The sequence below is a fragment of the Streptomyces sp. AgN23 genome, from assembly GCF_001598115.1.
Taxonomy (GTDB): Bacteria; Actinomycetota; Actinomycetes; order Streptomycetales; family Streptomycetaceae; genus Streptomyces; species Streptomyces antimycoticus.
The window spans coordinates 6,717,178-6,732,124 of sequence record NZ_CP007153.1 but is presented as its reverse complement, the minus strand read 5'-3'; the positions used below and the strand labels follow the sequence as shown (position 1 = coordinate 6,732,124).

Annotated in this window: 17 protein-coding genes; 7 read left to right on the top strand and 10 right to left on the bottom strand. The window is 68.5% G+C overall.

Translation table 11 applies throughout. The annotated features are described in order from the left end of the window. The 3 genes from AS97_RS29290 to AS97_RS29280 are packed head-to-tail and all read right to left on the bottom strand — an operon-like array spanning position 1 to position 3,598. A complete protein-coding gene (locus AS97_RS29290; RefSeq protein ID WP_059145274.1) occupies positions 1-1,038 on the bottom strand; it encodes an ABC transporter permease in 1,038 nt (345 codons plus the stop codon). Beyond that, complete coding sequence (locus AS97_RS29285) at positions 1,031-1,954, bottom strand: ABC transporter permease (RefSeq protein ID WP_086710738.1); 924 nt, start codon at positions 1,952-1,954, stop codon at positions 1,031-1,033. The genes AS97_RS29290 and AS97_RS29285 overlap by 8 nt, the downstream gene beginning before the upstream one ends. 3 nt (positions 1,955-1,957) lie before the next feature. Further along, positions 1,958-3,598, bottom strand: coding sequence for an ABC transporter substrate-binding protein (locus tag AS97_RS29280; protein ID WP_210565941.1), 1,641 nt, complete (start codon positions 3,596-3,598; stop codon positions 1,958-1,960). A gap of 482 nt (positions 3,599-4,080) precedes the next feature. Between AS97_RS29280 and AS97_RS29275 the strand changes: the two genes are divergently transcribed. From AS97_RS29275 to AS97_RS29260, 4 genes are all read left to right on the top strand, one after another. Continuing rightward, positions 4,081-5,205, top strand: a complete 1,125-nt coding sequence (locus AS97_RS29275; protein ID WP_125758747.1) for an epoxide hydrolase — start codon at positions 4,081-4,083, stop codon at positions 5,203-5,205. A 109-nt stretch (positions 5,206-5,314) separates the two neighbouring features. Next, complete coding sequence (locus AS97_RS29270; protein WP_086711230.1) at positions 5,315-5,512, top strand: hypothetical protein; 198 nt, start codon at positions 5,315-5,317, stop codon at positions 5,510-5,512. Between the two features lie 107 nt (positions 5,513-5,619). Then, a complete protein-coding gene (locus AS97_RS29265; protein ID WP_349017608.1) occupies positions 5,620-5,844 on the top strand; it encodes a hypothetical protein in 225 nt (74 codons plus the stop codon). A gap of 39 nt (positions 5,845-5,883) precedes the next feature. Further along, the gene (locus AS97_RS29260) at positions 5,884-6,174 is read left to right on the top strand and encodes a hypothetical protein (RefSeq protein ID WP_143670583.1); all 291 of its coding nucleotides are present in this window, start codon (positions 5,884-5,886) and stop codon (positions 6,172-6,174) included. A gap of 105 nt (positions 6,175-6,279) precedes the next feature. On the opposite strand, the gene AS97_RS29255 is transcribed toward AS97_RS29260, so the two are convergent. Together AS97_RS29255 and AS97_RS29250 are read right to left on the bottom strand one after the other, a co-directional pair. Beyond that, positions 6,280-6,480 (bottom strand): DUF397 domain-containing protein, encoded by a 201-nt coding sequence (locus AS97_RS29255; protein ID WP_125758749.1) that lies wholly within the window; start codon positions 6,478-6,480, stop codon positions 6,280-6,282. Between the two features lie 13 nt (positions 6,481-6,493). Then, on the bottom strand, positions 6,494-7,384 hold the full coding sequence (locus AS97_RS29250; protein ID WP_125758751.1) for a helix-turn-helix transcriptional regulator: 891 nt from the start codon (positions 7,382-7,384) through the stop codon (positions 6,494-6,496). Positions 7,385-7,541: 157 nt separating this feature from the next. Here AS97_RS29250 and AS97_RS29245 point away from each other — a divergent pair, with 157 nt between their 5' ends. From AS97_RS29245 to AS97_RS29235, 3 genes are all read left to right on the top strand, one after another. Then, a complete protein-coding gene (locus AS97_RS29245; RefSeq protein WP_059145281.1) occupies positions 7,542-7,979 on the top strand; it encodes an ATP-binding protein in 438 nt (145 codons plus the stop codon). Positions 7,980-8,041: 62 nt separating this feature from the next. Then, positions 8,042-8,401 carry a hypothetical protein gene (locus tag AS97_RS29240; protein WP_059145282.1) on the top strand — a complete coding sequence of 120 codons (360 nt, stop codon included), beginning with the start codon at positions 8,042-8,044 and terminating at the stop codon, positions 8,399-8,401. Further along, positions 8,398-8,673 carry a hypothetical protein gene (locus AS97_RS29235; protein WP_086710079.1) on the top strand — a complete coding sequence of 92 codons (276 nt, stop codon included), beginning with the start codon at positions 8,398-8,400 and terminating at the stop codon, positions 8,671-8,673. Before AS97_RS29240 ends, AS97_RS29235 begins: the two co-directional genes overlap by 4 nt. 79 nt (positions 8,674-8,752) lie before the next feature. On the opposite strand, the gene AS97_RS29230 is transcribed toward AS97_RS29235, so the two are convergent. The 5 genes from AS97_RS29230 to AS97_RS29210 form a co-directional block, all read right to left on the bottom strand. Continuing rightward, complete coding sequence (locus AS97_RS29230) at positions 8,753-9,910, bottom strand: dipeptide ABC transporter ATP-binding protein (RefSeq protein ID WP_125758754.1); 1,158 nt, start codon at positions 9,908-9,910, stop codon at positions 8,753-8,755. Continuing rightward, a complete protein-coding gene (locus AS97_RS29225; RefSeq protein ID WP_059145284.1) occupies positions 9,903-10,961 on the bottom strand; it encodes an ABC transporter ATP-binding protein in 1,059 nt (352 codons plus the stop codon). Before AS97_RS29225 ends, AS97_RS29230 begins: the two co-directional genes overlap by 8 nt. An 11-nt stretch (positions 10,962-10,972) precedes the next feature. Then, entirely contained in the window at positions 10,973-11,950 is a 978-nt protein-coding gene (locus tag AS97_RS29220; protein WP_059145285.1) for an ABC transporter permease, read from the bottom strand. Beyond that, positions 11,943-12,869 (bottom strand): ABC transporter permease, encoded by a 927-nt coding sequence (locus AS97_RS29215; protein WP_059145286.1) that lies wholly within the window; start codon positions 12,867-12,869, stop codon positions 11,943-11,945. Before AS97_RS29215 ends, AS97_RS29220 begins: the two co-directional genes overlap by 8 nt. Before the next feature lie 148 nt (positions 12,870-13,017). Further along, positions 13,018-14,661, bottom strand: coding sequence for an ABC transporter substrate-binding protein (locus tag AS97_RS29210; RefSeq protein ID WP_059145287.1), 1,644 nt, complete (start codon positions 14,659-14,661; stop codon positions 13,018-13,020). Positions 14,662-14,947 lie beyond the last annotated feature (286 nt).

The window sequence follows — 14,947 nt, the reverse complement described above, 5'->3', positions numbered from 1 at the left end:
CTACCGCAGCCTGGGGTCGAGGGCGTCGCGCACCGCGTCGCCGAGCATGATGAACGCGAGCACCGTGACCGACAGCGCTCCGGCGGGCCACAGCAGCATATGCGGGGCGTTGCGGATCTGGGTGGCGGCGGAGGAGATGTCGATCCCCCAGGAGACGGTGGGCGGTTTGAGCCCCACGCCGAGGAACGACAGGGTGGCCTCCAGCGAGATGTAGGTGCCCAGCGCGATGGTCGCGACGACGATCACGGGGGCCACGGCGTTGGGCGCGATATGGCGCAGCAGCGTCCGGCCGCTGCCGGCGCCCAGCGCCCGCGCCGCCTGGACGTAGTCGTGCTCCTTGACGGTCACCACCGAGCCGCGCGCGATCCGGGAGATCTGCGGCCAGCCCAGCAGCACGATGAAGCCGACGACCGGCCAGACCGAGCCGCTGGTGACCACCGACAGGAAGACCAGGCCGCCCAGCAGGATCGGGATGCCGAAGAAGACATCGGCGATCCGCGAGAGCAGCGCGTCCCACCAGCCGCCGAAGTACCCGGCGAGTCCTCCCAGCGCGCTGCCCAGCAGCGCCGCGCCGAGGGTGGCGCAGATGCCGACGGTGATGGAGGCGCGGGCGCCGTAGACCGTGCGGGTGTAGACGTCGCGGCCCTGGAGGTCGTAGCCGAAGGGGTGGCCGGGGGCCGGGCCGTCCTGCGCCCTGGCGAGGTCGCCGTGGTACGGGTTGCCGCTCGCGATCAGCTGCGGCCAGATCGCGATGAGGACGAGGAAGAAGATGGTCAGCGCGGAGACGATGAAGACGGGGTCGCGGCGCAGATCGTGCCAGGCATCCGACCACAGCCCCCGTCCGGTGGGCGCGGCCGGTCCGCCGGAGCGGCGGCCGGGCTCCTTGCGCCAGGGGAGGGGGAGGCGCCAGGGGCCGCGCCGTGGTCCGCCGTTCAGGGTCTGGGGGCCGGAGGTGGTGAGGTCCATGGGACCGCCGCCGCTGCCGGCCGGTGCGATCGCCTCGGTCATGTCGTAGCGCGGGTCACAGGGCTCAGGCATACCGGATCCTCGGGTCGAGCACGGCGTAGAGGAGGTCGACGAGCAGATTGGCGAGCAGGAAGACGATCACCAGGATGGTCACGAAGCCGACGACGGTCGGCGAGTTCTGGCGCAGGATGCCCTGGTAGAGCTGGTAGCCCACACCGTGGATATTGAAGATCCGCTCGGTGACGATGGCCCCGCCCATGAGCGCGCCGATGTCCGTGCCGATGAAGGTCACCACCGGGATCAGCGAGTTGCGCAGCAGATGGCGGGTGACGATGCGGTGGCGCGGCAGCCCCTTGGCGACGGCGGTGCGGACGTAGTCGGCTCGGGCGTTCTCCACGATGGAGGTGCGGGTGAGGCGGGTGGTGTACGCGAGCGACACCAGCCCCAGCACCACCCCGGGCAGCAGCAGTTCGGTCAGCGGCGCCTCCGGGGAGACCGAGGGTCTGGCCCAGCCCCAGGTCACGCCGAACAGATACTGCAGCACCGTGCCGCTGACGAAGGTCGGGACGGCGACCACGACCAGGGTGAGCAGCAGCACCGAGGTGTCCAGCCCCCGGCCGCGGCGCAGCCCGCTGAGGACGCCCAGGGTGATGCCCAGCACCATCTCGAAGACGATCGCGACCACGGTGAGCCGGAGGGTGACGGGGAACGCGCTCGCCATCAGCTCGGTCACCGGCTGCCCGTTGAAGGCCGTACCGAAGTGCCCGCTGAAGACCTGCCCCATGTAGTGCACGTACTGACGCCACAGCGGCTCGTCCAGATAGAGGTCCTGGCGGATCCGGGCGGCGGTGGCGGGGTCGGGGGCCTTGTCACCGAAGAGCGCGGCGACCGGGTCACCGAGCGCGTACACCATGAAGAAGATCAGGAAGGTGGAGCCGATGAACACCGGGATCATCTGAAGCAGCCGGCGCAGTGCGTAGCGGCCCATGGCTCAGCCGACCCTGATCTGTGCGTAGACCGGGACGCTGAACTGGTTGAGCGCCACCTCGCTGAGCCGCCGCGAATAGCCCGCGCTGCCGTTCTGGTACCACAGCGGAATGGCGGGCATCTGCTCGGCGAGGACCTTCTCCGCGTCCCGGAAGTCCGCGATGGCCCGGCCGTCCGCGGTGGCGGCGTTGGCCTGGTTCACCATCCGGTCGAAGCCGGTGTCGCTGAAGTGGCCGTCGTTGGAGGAGGCGCCGGTGTAGTACAGGGGCTGGAGAAAGTTCTGGATCAGCGGATAGTCCATCTGCCAGCCGGCCCGGAACGGCCCGGTCATCTCCTTGCCCGCCATCTTGTTGCGGTAGTCGGCGAAGGTGCCGACCGGTTTGCCGACACAGGCCCGGTCGCTTCTCAGCACGGTGTTGACGCTGTTGCAGACCGCGTCCACCCAGTCCTTGTGGGAGCCGCTGTCGGCGTTGTACGTGATCGTCATCCGGCCGCCGGGCAGCCCGCCGCCGGCCTTGATCAGCTTGCGCGCCCGGGCCGGGTCGTAGCGGCAGGCGTCCCCGCACAGCCCCGGCTGATAGCCGCCCTGGCGACGCAGGACCGGCGAGGTCCAGTCGGTCGCGGGGGTGCGGGTGCCGTGGAAGATCCGCTCGGTGATCTGCGCGCGGTTGATCGCCATCGAGATCCCCCGGCGGACCTTGGCCTTGGCCGGGCCGCTCCAGGCGCGGTCGTACATCGGGAAGGTGAGGGTCTGGATGATCCCGGCGGGCTGGTTGATGTAGCGGTCGCCGAGGTCGGAGCGGACGAACTTGAGCTGCTGCGCCGGGACATCGTCGACCAGATCGAGATTGCCCGCCTGGAGATCGGTGTAGGCGGTGTTGTTGTCGGTGTAGACACGCAGATCGACGCCCTTGTTACGGGCCTGGTCCGGGCCGCGGTAGCCGTCCCAGGCGCGCAGCTTCATCACCGAGCCCTCGGTGTACGACCGCACCTGGTACGGGCCGTTGCCGACGGGCTTCCGCAGCCAGGCGGCATGGTCCTCGAAGAACGCCCGGGGCAGCGGCGCATAGGCGTTGTAGCCCAGCGTCTTGGGCCAGGTGGAGAACTTCTGGGTGAGCCGGACGGTGAAGGTCCGCTCGTCCTTGACCCGCAGCCCGGAGAGGGTCTTGGCGGTGGGGGCGCCGCCGGAGGCGGGATGGACCTTGTCGTAGCCCTCGATGTACTCGAAGAAGTAGGCGTTGCGCTGCTTGTGGTCGATCCGGGCGCCGTAGTTCCAGGCGTTCACGAAGGACGCGGCGGTGACCTTCTCCCCGTTGGCGAACCGCCGGTCCTTCTTGAGGGTGATGGTGTAGTTCCGCTGGTCGGAGCTCTCGATCCGGTCCGCGAGCGCGTTCTTGGCCTCACCGGTCCTGGGGTCGTAGCGCTTGAGCCCCCGGAAGATCATGTCGAGGACCTTGCCGCCCTGGACGTCATTGATGTTGGCCGGCTCCAGCGGGTTGGGCGGATCGCCCCAGGACGAGCGGACGACACCGTCCTCGGCGCCGCCGTCCCCGCCGCCGCAGGCCGTCAGGGGCAGGGCGACGGCGGACACGCAGAGCGCGGACAGCGCGCGCCTGGCACACAGGGAATACGGGGCTCCGCGCATGGCGCCTCCCGAGGATCCGGTCCAAGATCCGCCTTTGGCTCCATCTGACATCCGCCGGGGCGACGGCGCACGTCGATGACCGCTGTCCGGGGTGGCGCGCGGTGGGTGGAGCGACGCGGGTGAGGCGCGATGGGGAAGCGCGAGCCGAGCGGTACGTCCCTCGCTCGGCAAGCGCTTTCTAGAGCACTGTCCCGTAAGAACACTCCAGATTTCAAGTGCTGTTACCGGAGTTGGAGCGATCCATTCCCGCCTCGGGTGACAGGCGACGCGCAAGCGTTTTATATTCGGCGCCGCAGGGCCCCGGGCACCGCGGGCCCCGGGCACCGCGGGCCCCGGGCACCGCGGGCCCCGGCCGCCGCAGGCCCCGAGGTCGCGGGCCCCCGACCGCCGCAGACCCCCGCCACCGCCAGACCACCAGGCACCACAGACCCCCGCCGGGTCGCGGACGCTCCCCGTCCGCGACCGCCTCTACCCTGCGGGCCATGGAGATCCGTCCCTTCCGCATCGCCGTCCCCCAGCCCGACCTCGACGATCTGCGCCGGCGCCTGGAACACACCCGCTGGCCGGAACCGCTCCCGGGGCCCGGCTGGTCCGACGGGGCCCCGCTCGACCACGTCCGCGCGCTGGCCGGGTACTGGGCCACGGGCTTCGACTGGCGGGCGCAGGAGGCGCGGCTGAACGCGTTCCCCCAGTTCACGGCCGAGATCGACGGGCAGCGGGTGCACTTCCTCCATGTCCGCTCGCCCGAGCCGGCTGCCCTGCCGCTGCTGATCACCCATGGCTGGCCCGGTTCGGTCGCGGAGTTCACCGAGGTCATCGGCCCGCTGACCGATCCGCGCGGGCACGGGGGCGACCCGGCCGACGCCTTCCACGTCGTCATCCCGTCCCTCCCCGGCTTCGCCTTCTCCGCCCCGCCCCGCGAACCCGGCTGGGGCATCCGCCGCATCGCCACCGCGTGGACGGAGCTGATGCGACGCCTGGGGTACGAGCGCTACGGCACACAGGGCGGCGACTTCGGCTCGCTGATCTCCCCCGAAGTGGCCCGGGTGGCACCGTCCCGGGTCGTCGGCGTACACGTGAACGCGTTGGTGACCGTAGGTCCGGCCGACCCGGCCGACCCGGAGGACCTGACCCCGGCGGAACGCTCCCGCCTCGCCGGGCGGGAACGCTGGCACCGCGAGCTGTCCGGCTACGCCGCCCTCCAGGGCACCCGCCCCCAGACCCTGTCCTACGGCCTCGCCGACTCGCCCTCCGGCCAACTGGCCTGGAACCTCGACTGGTTCGCCGCCCACGGCGACAAACCGGACGCCCTCGACCGCGACGCGGTCCTGACGAACGTCTCCCTCTATTGGTTCACCAACACCGCGGGCCCCTCCGCCCGCCTCTACAAGGAGGCCGCCTCGGCCTGGGGCACACCCCCCGAACGCTCCGGCGTCCCCACCGGCGTGGCGGTCTTCCGGGGCGACACCGCGATCCGCCGCCTCGCCGAGCCGCACCACACGATCACCCACTGGTCGGAATTCGAGGCGGGCGGCCACTTCGCGGCGATGGAGGTCCCGGAACTGCTGGTTGGTGACGTACGGACGTTCTTCCGCGCCCTCCGCTGACCGGGGCCCCTACCGTCCGTACCGGTGCACCCTGCGCGGGAGGGGTCCCGGGCACTCCCCCGGATGATGGCCGCCCTGTCACCGAGGTGAGTAACCAAGGAAGTCCGCCATGACCCCTGTGCAAGCCGACTGGCTGTCCATCGTGTTCGCTCCCATCGGCGTCATCGCGCTGGTGACCGCCTTCTTCGCGCGACGCTCGGCGACCCGGAGGGGCGAGTCCATGCCTGCCTGGGGCACGGCCGTGCAGGGTGTGGGCATGGTCCTCGTGATGTGCGTGGCCCTCGTCAACATGGCGTGGGGCACGTGAGGGAAGTCGACACCGCCCCTTCCGGGCGCCCACGGACGGCGGTTCATCCGAACGAAGCGCTGGGCAGGTAGGGAGAACGGCCGCCCAGCACCCGCGAGGAGAGCCCCGTGACCGACTCGCCCTTCCCGGCGGACCAGCGGATCGTCCTGATCGGCGACCCACGCGTCAGGGCGGTCCCGGTACGCGGCTGCGGCGAACCGCTGGTCGACTGCCGGGGCCGGCTGCGCGTGGACCCCCGGCGAGCCGACCCCGCGCCCGCCGCCGCCTACGGCCCCGCCCCGGAGCCCCACTCTGATCCACATGCATGCTCACCAGAAGCGGGCGAACAATGAAATGAGGCAGTTGAGAGACGACGCGAGAAGGTGACCGTGATGCGGAACTCGATCGTACGTACCCTGGCAACCGGTGCCGCGGCGGCTGTGATGGCCGGTGGTGCGGCCGTCGCCGCTCCGGGTACCGCCTTCGCGACGCCCACCACGTCGGCGACGCACACCAAGGCGGACACCACCCAGCACGGGACCGCCCCGTCACCCACGCCGTCGCCCTCCAAGTCGGGCAAACACTGTATGGACATGAAGGCCCACACCAAGACGGTCACGCGTGACGGCAAGAGCTACAAGGTCTGGATCTCGCCCCACAAGGTCTGCTACATGATGAAGTGATCGCCGCGGACCAGGCTCCGGGCCGGTGACGTCGCGGTGGGTTCGGCGCGGTGGCATGCCGTGGCGTCGGCGTCCCCGTACCCCCAACCCACCGCGCCCCCGGGTTCAACACCCCGGCCGGTCGAACGCCCCCGCCTTCGCAGCCCGCAGAAACGCACGGAGCGCGGCGGGGGTCGTGGCTATGACGACCTCCGGGTCGTCGCTCTCCCGGAGGTGCGGGGTGCCGGTGGCGTCGGCGGCGAGTTCGACGCAGTTGGGGGCGTCACCCGTGCTGAAGCTGGACTTCCGCCACGGAAGCGAGGACATGCGGCTCTCTCCTTTAGAGAAGCGGATAGAGGATGTGCTGGATGAGCCCGAGGGAATCCTTCGCCGTACGAGCCTCCGGCACAGCCTCAGCATCGACCGGTGGCAGGGCCAGTTCACTCAGCCTCGCGAACGACTCCCCATACTCAGCCAGCGCTTGGCGCTCGTCGAGGAACTGTGCCTTGCCCACCTGGTCGACGAGTACCGTGCCCAATTCCACCACGCCGGGCTCGATCACCATGAACGGGTGGCTGAAGGCCGCGCTTCCCTCGTTGTCGATGGGGACGATTTGGATCGTGACGTTCGGCAAGCGCGACAGCTCGATCAGCCGCAGCAGTTGATCACGCATCACCGCCCGGCCCCCGTAGAGAACACGCAGCGCCGCCTCGTGAATGATGGCGTGGAACTGGGGAGGCCGCTCGCCCGACAGAACCCTCTGCCGCCGCATCCTGAACTCCACGGCCGTGTCCCGCACTTCACTCACAGTCGGCGAGAAGCCGCTGCTGTGCACAGCAGTCGTGTACTCGAAGGTCTGGAGCAGACCCGGGATGAACAGCAGCTCATAGTTGCGCAGGGCGACGGCTCCGGCTTCCAGTTCTGCCAGGTCGAGGTGGGTCGCACCGAGAGTCGCGCGGTAATCGCTCCACCATCCCCTCCCAGACTCCTGCCCCAGGGCCAGTAGGGCATCAACGGGATACGTATACGTACCACTCAGCGCTTGGGACAGCTTCTGGAAGCGTTCGGTAGACAGACCAGTGCGGCCCGCTTCGACGTTACTGAAGTGCGGCTGCCGCATGCCCACCACCTGGGCCGCCTCGCCAACGGTCAACCCCGCCGCCTCGCGCAGCCTGCGCACCTCGATGCCGAATCGGCGCTGCCGATACGTGGGATCACCCCTGAGCCCCATGCGGTTCCCCTCTCTTGTGCGGCGAGTGTTGCGCGGTGCACGTGCATGCGTCCACTCCGTAACCCCCGTCGGCCCAACTGGGTTGAATATATACGAGCGACATCGCTACCTTACGTATGGCGCCAGTCACAGAAGGCACTCACTTGGAGGCTGCCACATGCGCACGCCCGAAGAGCCCTGGTCCTACGGCCTGTTCATCCCCCACGACCCACGCGCCGTGGGCGTCGCGCGGGCCACCATCCGTCACATCCTCCGGGCGGCGCGGCTCGACTGCATCGTCGACACGGCCGAACTGCTCGTGTCGGAGCTGGTCACCAACGCGTACCGGAACACCACCACCGACGCGTACGTCAGCATGGACTGGGAGCCATCGCCGTCCGACTTCCGGGTCACCGTCTGGGACTCCGGGTGCGGGCTGCCGCAGCCGGTGGCGGCGGACACCGAGGACGAGAGCGGGCGCGGGCTCACGCTCGTCGAGTCGTGCTCCGACACCTGGGGCGTGCACGACTACACCGACAAGGACGCGGGCGTCACCGGCAAGGCCGTATGGTTCACGCTGAACCCGCCGCCACCCGCGATGGGCCAAACTGGATGAACGCCTGCCTGAAGCGATCACCCCACGTGGACGACCTACGGCATACCGGAGGAGACAGCGCCGTGAGCACACAGCCCATAGAGGACTCCCACGACGAGCCGCTGTTCCCCATGCCGCCGTTGACCGAGCAGGCTCTGCGGGTCGCTGTTCGCTCCCTCGACCTCGGCGCGGCCGTCCGATTCGAGGAGGAATTCCACAGCGCCTGGCAGGAGGCGGTGCAGACGGACAGCACCGTCCCCATGCACACTTTCCTCCACCGCTGGGGAGTCTTCGTTGCTCTGCGGCGCCACCCGGATCGGGCTCGACGACTCCACGAGTTGGAAGCGGCCGTCGCCGACGCACCCAGCATCGAGGACGCCCGGCGGGCCTCCGCACAGATCGGAGTGCTGTTGGATGCCGCGCGCCGTGAGGTAGCAGGGTGAGCGACTGGACCTGGGAGTACCTTCCCGATGCCGAGAACGTGGTCGGCGGTCTGAATCCGCAGATCAAGCACGATGTGGAGCGACTTGCCCAGCGGCTGGCCGATGCCGCTGCCGTCAAGTATCTCGGCGACCCACCGATTCATGAGTCCGGGGTTTCGAACTTACTCGACCATGCAGAGGGCCGACTGATCGTCTGGTATCAGGAGCATCGTCGCTTCACCACCGTCTTCGTCGTCCGGGTACAGCATTGGCCCGAGCCGGACGGGGCCTGAACGACGACGAGGGCCGCCCGGGACGTGGATCACGTCCCGGGCGGCCCTCGTCGTTCACACAGCGGCCCGCGCGGAGGGGTCAGGCGTGGACCACGTCCTTCTCCTCCGCGAAGTGGCACGCCGACTCGTGTGCCGCGGGCGAGTCCGATCCGGCGAAGCGCTCCGGGATGGCCAGGAGCGGGATCTCCTTGGCGCACTTGTCCTCGGCCTTCCAGCAGCGGGTGCGGAAGCGGCAGCCAGAGGGCGGGTTGGCCGGGGAGGGGACGTCGCCGGTGAGGATGATGCGTTCGCGGCCCTCGCGCGACTCCGGGTCCGGGACCGGGACGGCCGACAGCAGTGCCTGGGTGTAGGGGTGCGTCGGGTGGTCGTAGATCTCGGTGTCGGAGCCGATCTCGGCCATCTTGCCCAGGTACATCACGCCGACCCGGTCGGAGATGTGCCGGACGATGGACAGGTCGTGGGCGATGAAGATGTAGGACAGGTTGAACTCGTCCTGCAGACCCTCCATCAGGTTGATGACCTGTGCCTGGACGGAGACGTCGAGCGCGGAGACCGGCTCGTCGCAGATGATGATCTCCGGGTTGAGGGCGAGCCCGCGCGCGATGCCGATGCGCTGGCGCTGGCCGCCGGAGAACTGGTGCGGATAGCGGTTGATGTACTCGGGGTTGAGGCCCACGACGTCCAGGAGTTCCTGGACCTTGCGGCGCCGGTCGCCCTTGGGAGCCACCTCGGGGTGGATCTCGAAGGGCTCCCCGATGATGTCGCCCACCGTCATCCGCGGGTTGAGCGAGGTGTACGGGTCCTGGAACACCATCTGGATGTTGCGGCGGACGGCCCGCAGCGCACGGCCCGACAGCCTGGTGATGTCCTGGCCCTTGTAGAAGACCTCGCCCGCGGTGGCGGTCTCCAGGGTCATCAGCAGCTTGGCGACGGTGGACTTGCCACAGCCGGACTCGCCCACGATGCCGAGGGTCTCGCCCTGGTAGAGGTCGAAGGAGATGCCGTCGACCGCCTTGACCGCGCCGATCTGCCGCTTGAAGAGGATGCCCTGGGTCAGCGGGAAGTGCTTGACCAGATTGCGCACCTGGAGGATCGGCTCGCCACGGTCGACCTTGGCCTCGAGGGCCGCGACCGCCTCGTCCTCGGTGGCGGCGTCGACCGTCTCCACCTCCGTGACGTTGGGGGTGGCGTCCACGGCCGGTTCCATGGCGGCCTCGTTCTTCTCGGTGTCAGCCATGGAGGGTCTCCTTCCAGAAGTGGCACGCGCTGCCGCGGCCCGGCAGCTCCGCGCCGTCCTGCTCGGTGACCGGCACCAGCGCGGGGACGTCCGTACGGCAGATGTCCTCCGCCTTGGGGCAGCGCGGGTTGAAGGCGCAGCCCGAGGGGATCTTGAGCAGATTGGGCGGCAGCCCCTTGATCGCGTAGAGCTCCTGCCCCTTGCGGTCCAGGCGCGGGATGGAGTCCAGCAGGCCCCGGGTGTAGGGGTGGGCCGGGCGCTTGTAGAGCTCGTGCACGGGGGCGGTCTCGACGATCCGTCCCGCGTACATCACGGCGATCTTGTCGGCGACGTCCGCGACCACGCCCAGGTCATGGGTGATCAGGATCAGACCCATGTTGTACTCACGCTGAAGCTCCGCGAGCAGGTCCATCACCTGGGCCTGGACGGTGACGTCGAGGGCCGTGGTCGGCTCGTCGGCGATGATCAGGTCCGGCTCCAGCGCGAGCGCCATGGCGATCATGATGCGCTGGCGCATACCGCCGGAGAACTGGTGCGGGTAGTCGCTCACCCGCTCCTTGGCCGCCGGGATGCGGACCCGGTCCATCAGCTCGATGGCCTTGGCCTTGGCCTCCTTCTTGGACAGGCCCTGGTGGACCCGGAACATCTCGCCGAGCTGATAGCCGACGGAGAGCACCGGGTTCAGCGAGGAGAGCGCGTCCTGGAAGATCATGGCGATCCTCCGGCCGCGGATCTTCCGGCGCTCCTCCCCCGACATGGTGAGCATGTCCTCGCCGCGGAAGAGGATCTGGCCCTGCGGGATCTTCCCGGGCGGCATGTCCAGGATGCCCATGATCGCCTGGGCGGTCACCGACTTGCCGGAGCCGGACTCGCCGAGGACGGCGAGGGTCTCACCGGCGTCGACGCTGTAGTTCACGCCGTTGACGGCCTTGGCGACACCGTCCCGGGTGTGGAACTCCACATGCAGATCGCGGACTTCCAGCAGGGGGGTGCCATCGTCGCCGGCACCCTCGCGGACGGCGTCGTCCGCGGTCTTCTCGATGGTGGTCACGTACGCCCTCCTCAGCGCAGCTTGGGGTCGAGGGCGTCGCGCACCGCGTCGCCGAGCGTGATGAATGCGAAGACCGTGAGGCTCAGCATTCCGGCCGGGAACAGCATCACATGCGGGTTGTCCCGGATGGCGTCCTTGGCCGACGAGATGTCGATGCCCCACGAGATCGTCGGGTCGGCGAGGCCGAGACCCAGGTACGACAGCGTGGCCTCGGCGGAGATGTAGGCACCGAGCGAGATCGTCGCGACCACGATGGTGGGCGCGAGCGCGTTGGGCAGGACGTGCCGGAACAGGATCCGGCTGGTGCCCGCGCCCAGGGCGCGCGCCGCGGTGACGTAGTCCGCCTGCTTGGCCGTGATCACCGAGCTGCGCATCACGCGGGCGATGGTGGTCCAGCCCAGGAAGGCCAGCGCCGCGATCACCACGTACACCTTGCGCTCGGTGAACGCGTTCAGCACGACCATCGAGCCGAGCAGGAACGGCAGACCGAAGAAGATGTCGACGATGCGGGAGACGATCGAGTCGATCCAGCCGCCGAAGTACCCGGCCAGCATGCCCAGCAGGCCGCCGAAGAGGGTGACCACGACCGTCACCCCGACGCCGACCATGATGGAGGCGCGGGTGCCGTAGATGACCCGGGCGTAGATGGAGCGGCCCTGCCCGTCGTAGCCGAACCAGTCGGCCTGGAAGAAGTGCGTCAGCTCCGGCTTGGTCAGGAAGTGGTTGGTCAGGTCGCCGTCCTTGGGGTCGGCGCCGCTGAAGAGACCGGGGAACATCGCGATGCTGAGCAGCAGGACCAGCAGCACCGCCGAGACCCAGAACAGCGGCCGGTGGCGCAGCTCGAACCAGGCGTCGCCCCACAGCGAGCGCGGCTTGCCCTGGGGGGCGGGGCCGGCGGCGGGGGCGCTGTCCACCTCGGTCGGCGGGGCCACGGCGTCGACCGCCGTGTCGACCGCCGTACCGGACTGGGATTTGGTCATGTCAGGCATACCGGATCCTCGGGTCCAGGACCGCGTACAGCAGGTCGACGACTAGGTTGATCAGCAGGATGACGAGGACGAAGACGGTCACGACCCCGACGATCGTGGAGCCCTCCCGCCGTCCGAGCGCGTTGAACAGCAGATTGCCGACGCCCTGGACGTTGAAGATGCCCTCGGTGACCACCGCGCCGCCGACCAGCGCGCCGACATCGGTGCCGAGGAAGGTGATCACGGGGATCAGCGAGTTGCGCAGCAGGTGGACGCCGATGATGCGGCGGCGCGGCAGGCCCTTGGCGAGCGCGGTGCGCATGTAGTCGGCGCGCAGGTTCTCGGCGAACGTGGTCCGGGTCAGCCGGGCCACATACGCCATGGAGAGCATCGCGAGCACGAAGCCGGGCAGCAGTAGCTGCTCCACGTCCATCGAGTTCTGCACGTTCGGTGGCAGCCAGCCGAGCTCGTCGGCGAAGATGAACCGGGCCAGGTAGCCGAGCACGAAGACCGGCATCGAGATGACGATCAGTGTGAAGATCAGGACGCCGGTGTCCACGGCGCGGCCGGCCTTGAGACCGGCCCAGGCACCGAGCCCGATGCCGACGATGATCTCGATGGTGAGGGCCACCGCCGCGAGGCGGAGGGTCACCGGGAAGGCCATCCCCATTTCCTCGGAGACCGGGCGACCGCCGAAGGTCTTGCCGAAGTCTCCCTGGAAGAGGTTGACCATGTAGTCGATGTACTGCCTCCACAGAGGCTGGTCCAGCCCGAACTCATGGCGGAGGGACGCGACCTGCGCGGGGTCCGCGGCCTTGTCTCCCCACATCGCCCGGATAGGGTCACCGGGCAGTACGTGGACCATGAGGAAAATAATCAGAGTAGTCCCGATGAACACCGGGATCATCTGGAGCAGTCGCCTGGCGACATAGCGCCCCATCATGCCTCCATGCCGTTGGGGGGCGGCGGAGGCCACGTCTCGTCTGCGCCACGCGGGTGGGGGGATGAGCTGCGGGCCTCACGCCTGCGGGCCGGTGCCGCCGCTCCCCGGTGGGAGGAGCGGCGGCACCGGCCGGCGGTCCCGATGATTACTTCTTCTTCACCTGGACGTCGGTGAAGATGGGGTCGCCGTCCTGGCCGTAGGGGATCTTCCCCAGGACCTTGTTGGACTGGCCGCTGTTGACCTTGTAGAACCACAGCGGGATCGCCGGCATGTCCTTGGCGAGGACCTGCTCCGCCTCCTGGTAGAGCTTGACGGTCTCGTCCAGGGTGGCGGCCTTGTCGGCCTTGGCAGCGAGCTGGTCGAACTCCTTGTTGGCGTAGCCGCTGGTGTTACCGGCCGCCTTGGAGCCGTACAGGTCCCTCATGAAGTTCGAGTTGACCGGGTAGTCGAGCACCCAGCCACCGCGGTACATCGACTTGACCTGGTGCTTGTCACGCGCGTTCAGGTCGGCCTGGAAGTCGGGCTTGGAGTCGCCGACGCAGTCGACGCCGGTGGCCTTGCGGATGCTGTTGCAGACCGCGTCCACCCAGGGCTTGTGGTCCTGGTCGGCGTTGAACTGGATCGAGATCTTGTTGCCCGGGACGCCGCCACCCTCCTTGATGAGGGCCTTGGCCTTGGCCGGGTCGTAGGTGACCTGCTCCTTGAGCGCACCGGCCTTGTAGCCGATCACGCCGCGGGCGACATAGCTGTCGGCCGGGGTGCGGGAGCCGTGGAGCACGGTCTTGGTGATCGTGTCACGGTCGATCGCCATGGACAGACCCTGGATGACCTTGGGGTCGATGTCCTTGAACTGCTTGGTGTAGAAGGCCGGGACGATCGACTGGACCGCCGAGTACTCCTCGTCGATCGCGCGCTTGCCCAGGTCGCTCTTGTAGTTCGTGAGCGCGGTGGTCGGGACCTGCTCGATCCAGTCCAGGTTGTTCGAGCGCAGGTCCGAGTAGGCGGCGTCGGCGGTGGTGTAGTTCTTGAAGTCGATGCCGCCGTTCTTGGCCTTGTTCGGGCCCTGGTAGCCGTCGAACTTCCGGACCTTGATCATCTTCTTGTGGTCCCAGGAGACGAACTTGTAGGGACCGTTGCCGACCGGCTTCTCACCGAAGCCCTTGGGGTCCTTGAAGAACCCGCTGGGCAGCGGGGCCCACACGTCGTAGCCCAGCTTGTAGGCGAAGTACGAGACCGAGCTGTTGAGCTCGATCTTGAACTCGTTGTCGTTGACGACCTTCAGGCCGGACATCTTGTCGGACTTGGGCTTGCCCTTATCGGGGTGGACGTCCCCGTAGCCCTTGATGTCCTGGAACCAGCTGGAGTTCGTCTGGTTGTTCTCGACGTTGGCGGACCAGTTCCAGGAGTCCACGTAGGACTTGGCGGTCACGGCCTCGCCGTTGTGGAACTTCCAGCCCGGCTTGAGCTTGACGGTCCAGACGGAGGAGTCCTTGTTGGGGGTGACGGACTCGGCGTTGACGTACACCAGCTTGCCGGTGCCGGGCTCATAGTCCACCAAGCCCGCGAAGATCGCCCGCAGCACGCGGCTGCCCTGGCTCTCCTTGGCGTTCGCCGGCTGCAGCGGGTTCTGCGGCTCGCCGAGCTGGGCGGTGAGTATCCCGTTCGGGTCCGCCGCGCCCTTGTTCATGTCATTGCTGCCGCCGTCGCTGTCGTTACCACCGCAGGCGGTCGCGGCCAGCGCCACAACCGCCGCCAACGCGACCCACTTGGCGCTCTTGGCACCGCGCATGGGTTTGCCTCCTCAGGAGTCCACTGTCACTACGAGAGGGGGCACCCGGAGACACGCTGACACCCCTGACAGCGAAAGGGACCGGAACCCCCCAGATGTGCTCGTAGGTCCGCGCTCCCCACAGCGTGTGACCCATTGACCCGAGCTCAATGGACCCCATGATTGAGCACGTCCGGCCCTTAAACCACACCTTATGGGTCTCGCTTTGGTCACAGCATCTACGCGCGGAGCTTCGAAATCCGGACAAAACTGCCCCAGACAGACACACGCGAAACGGACTGTTAAC

Excerpts from the sequence above, each read along its gene's own strand:
- AS97_RS29290 (WP_059145274.1), bottom strand. The coding sequence starts at position 1,038 with ATGCCTGAGCCCTGTGACCCGCGCTACGACATGACCGAGGCGATCGCA.
- AS97_RS29215 (WP_059145286.1), bottom strand. The coding sequence starts at position 12,869 with ATGGGGCGCTATGTCGCCAGGCGACTGCTCCAGATGATCCCGGTGTTC.
- AS97_RS29230 (WP_125758754.1), bottom strand. The coding sequence starts at position 9,910 with ATGGCTGACACCGAGAAGAACGAGGCCGCCATGGAACCGGCCGTGGAC.
- AS97_RS29220 (WP_059145285.1), bottom strand. The coding sequence starts at position 11,950 with ATGCCTGACATGACCAAATCCCAGTCCGGTACGGCGGTCGACACGGCG.
- AS97_RS29285 (WP_086710738.1), bottom strand. The coding sequence starts at position 1,954 with ATGGGCCGCTACGCACTGCGCCGGCTGCTTCAGATGATCCCGGTGTTC.
- AS97_RS29210 (WP_059145287.1), bottom strand. The coding sequence starts at position 14,661 with ATGCGCGGTGCCAAGAGCGCCAAGTGGGTCGCGTTGGCGGCGGTTGTG.
- AS97_RS29255 (WP_125758749.1), bottom strand. The coding sequence starts at position 6,480 with ATGTCCTCGCTTCCGTGGCGGAAGTCCAGCTTCAGCACGGGTGACGCC.
- AS97_RS29245 (WP_059145281.1), top strand. The coding sequence starts at position 7,542 with ATGCGCACGCCCGAAGAGCCCTGGTCCTACGGCCTGTTCATCCCCCAC.
- AS97_RS29275 (WP_125758747.1), top strand. The coding sequence starts at position 4,081 with ATGGAGATCCGTCCCTTCCGCATCGCCGTCCCCCAGCCCGACCTCGAC.
- AS97_RS29280 (WP_210565941.1), bottom strand. The coding sequence starts at position 3,598 with ATGCGCGGAGCCCCGTATTCCCTGTGTGCCAGGCGCGCGCTGTCCGCG.
- AS97_RS29260 (WP_143670583.1), top strand. The coding sequence starts at position 5,884 with ATGCGGAACTCGATCGTACGTACCCTGGCAACCGGTGCCGCGGCGGCT.
- AS97_RS29250 (WP_125758751.1), bottom strand. The coding sequence starts at position 7,384 with ATGGGGCTCAGGGGTGATCCCACGTATCGGCAGCGCCGATTCGGCATC.
- AS97_RS29270 (WP_086711230.1), top strand. The coding sequence starts at position 5,315 with ATGACCCCTGTGCAAGCCGACTGGCTGTCCATCGTGTTCGCTCCCATC.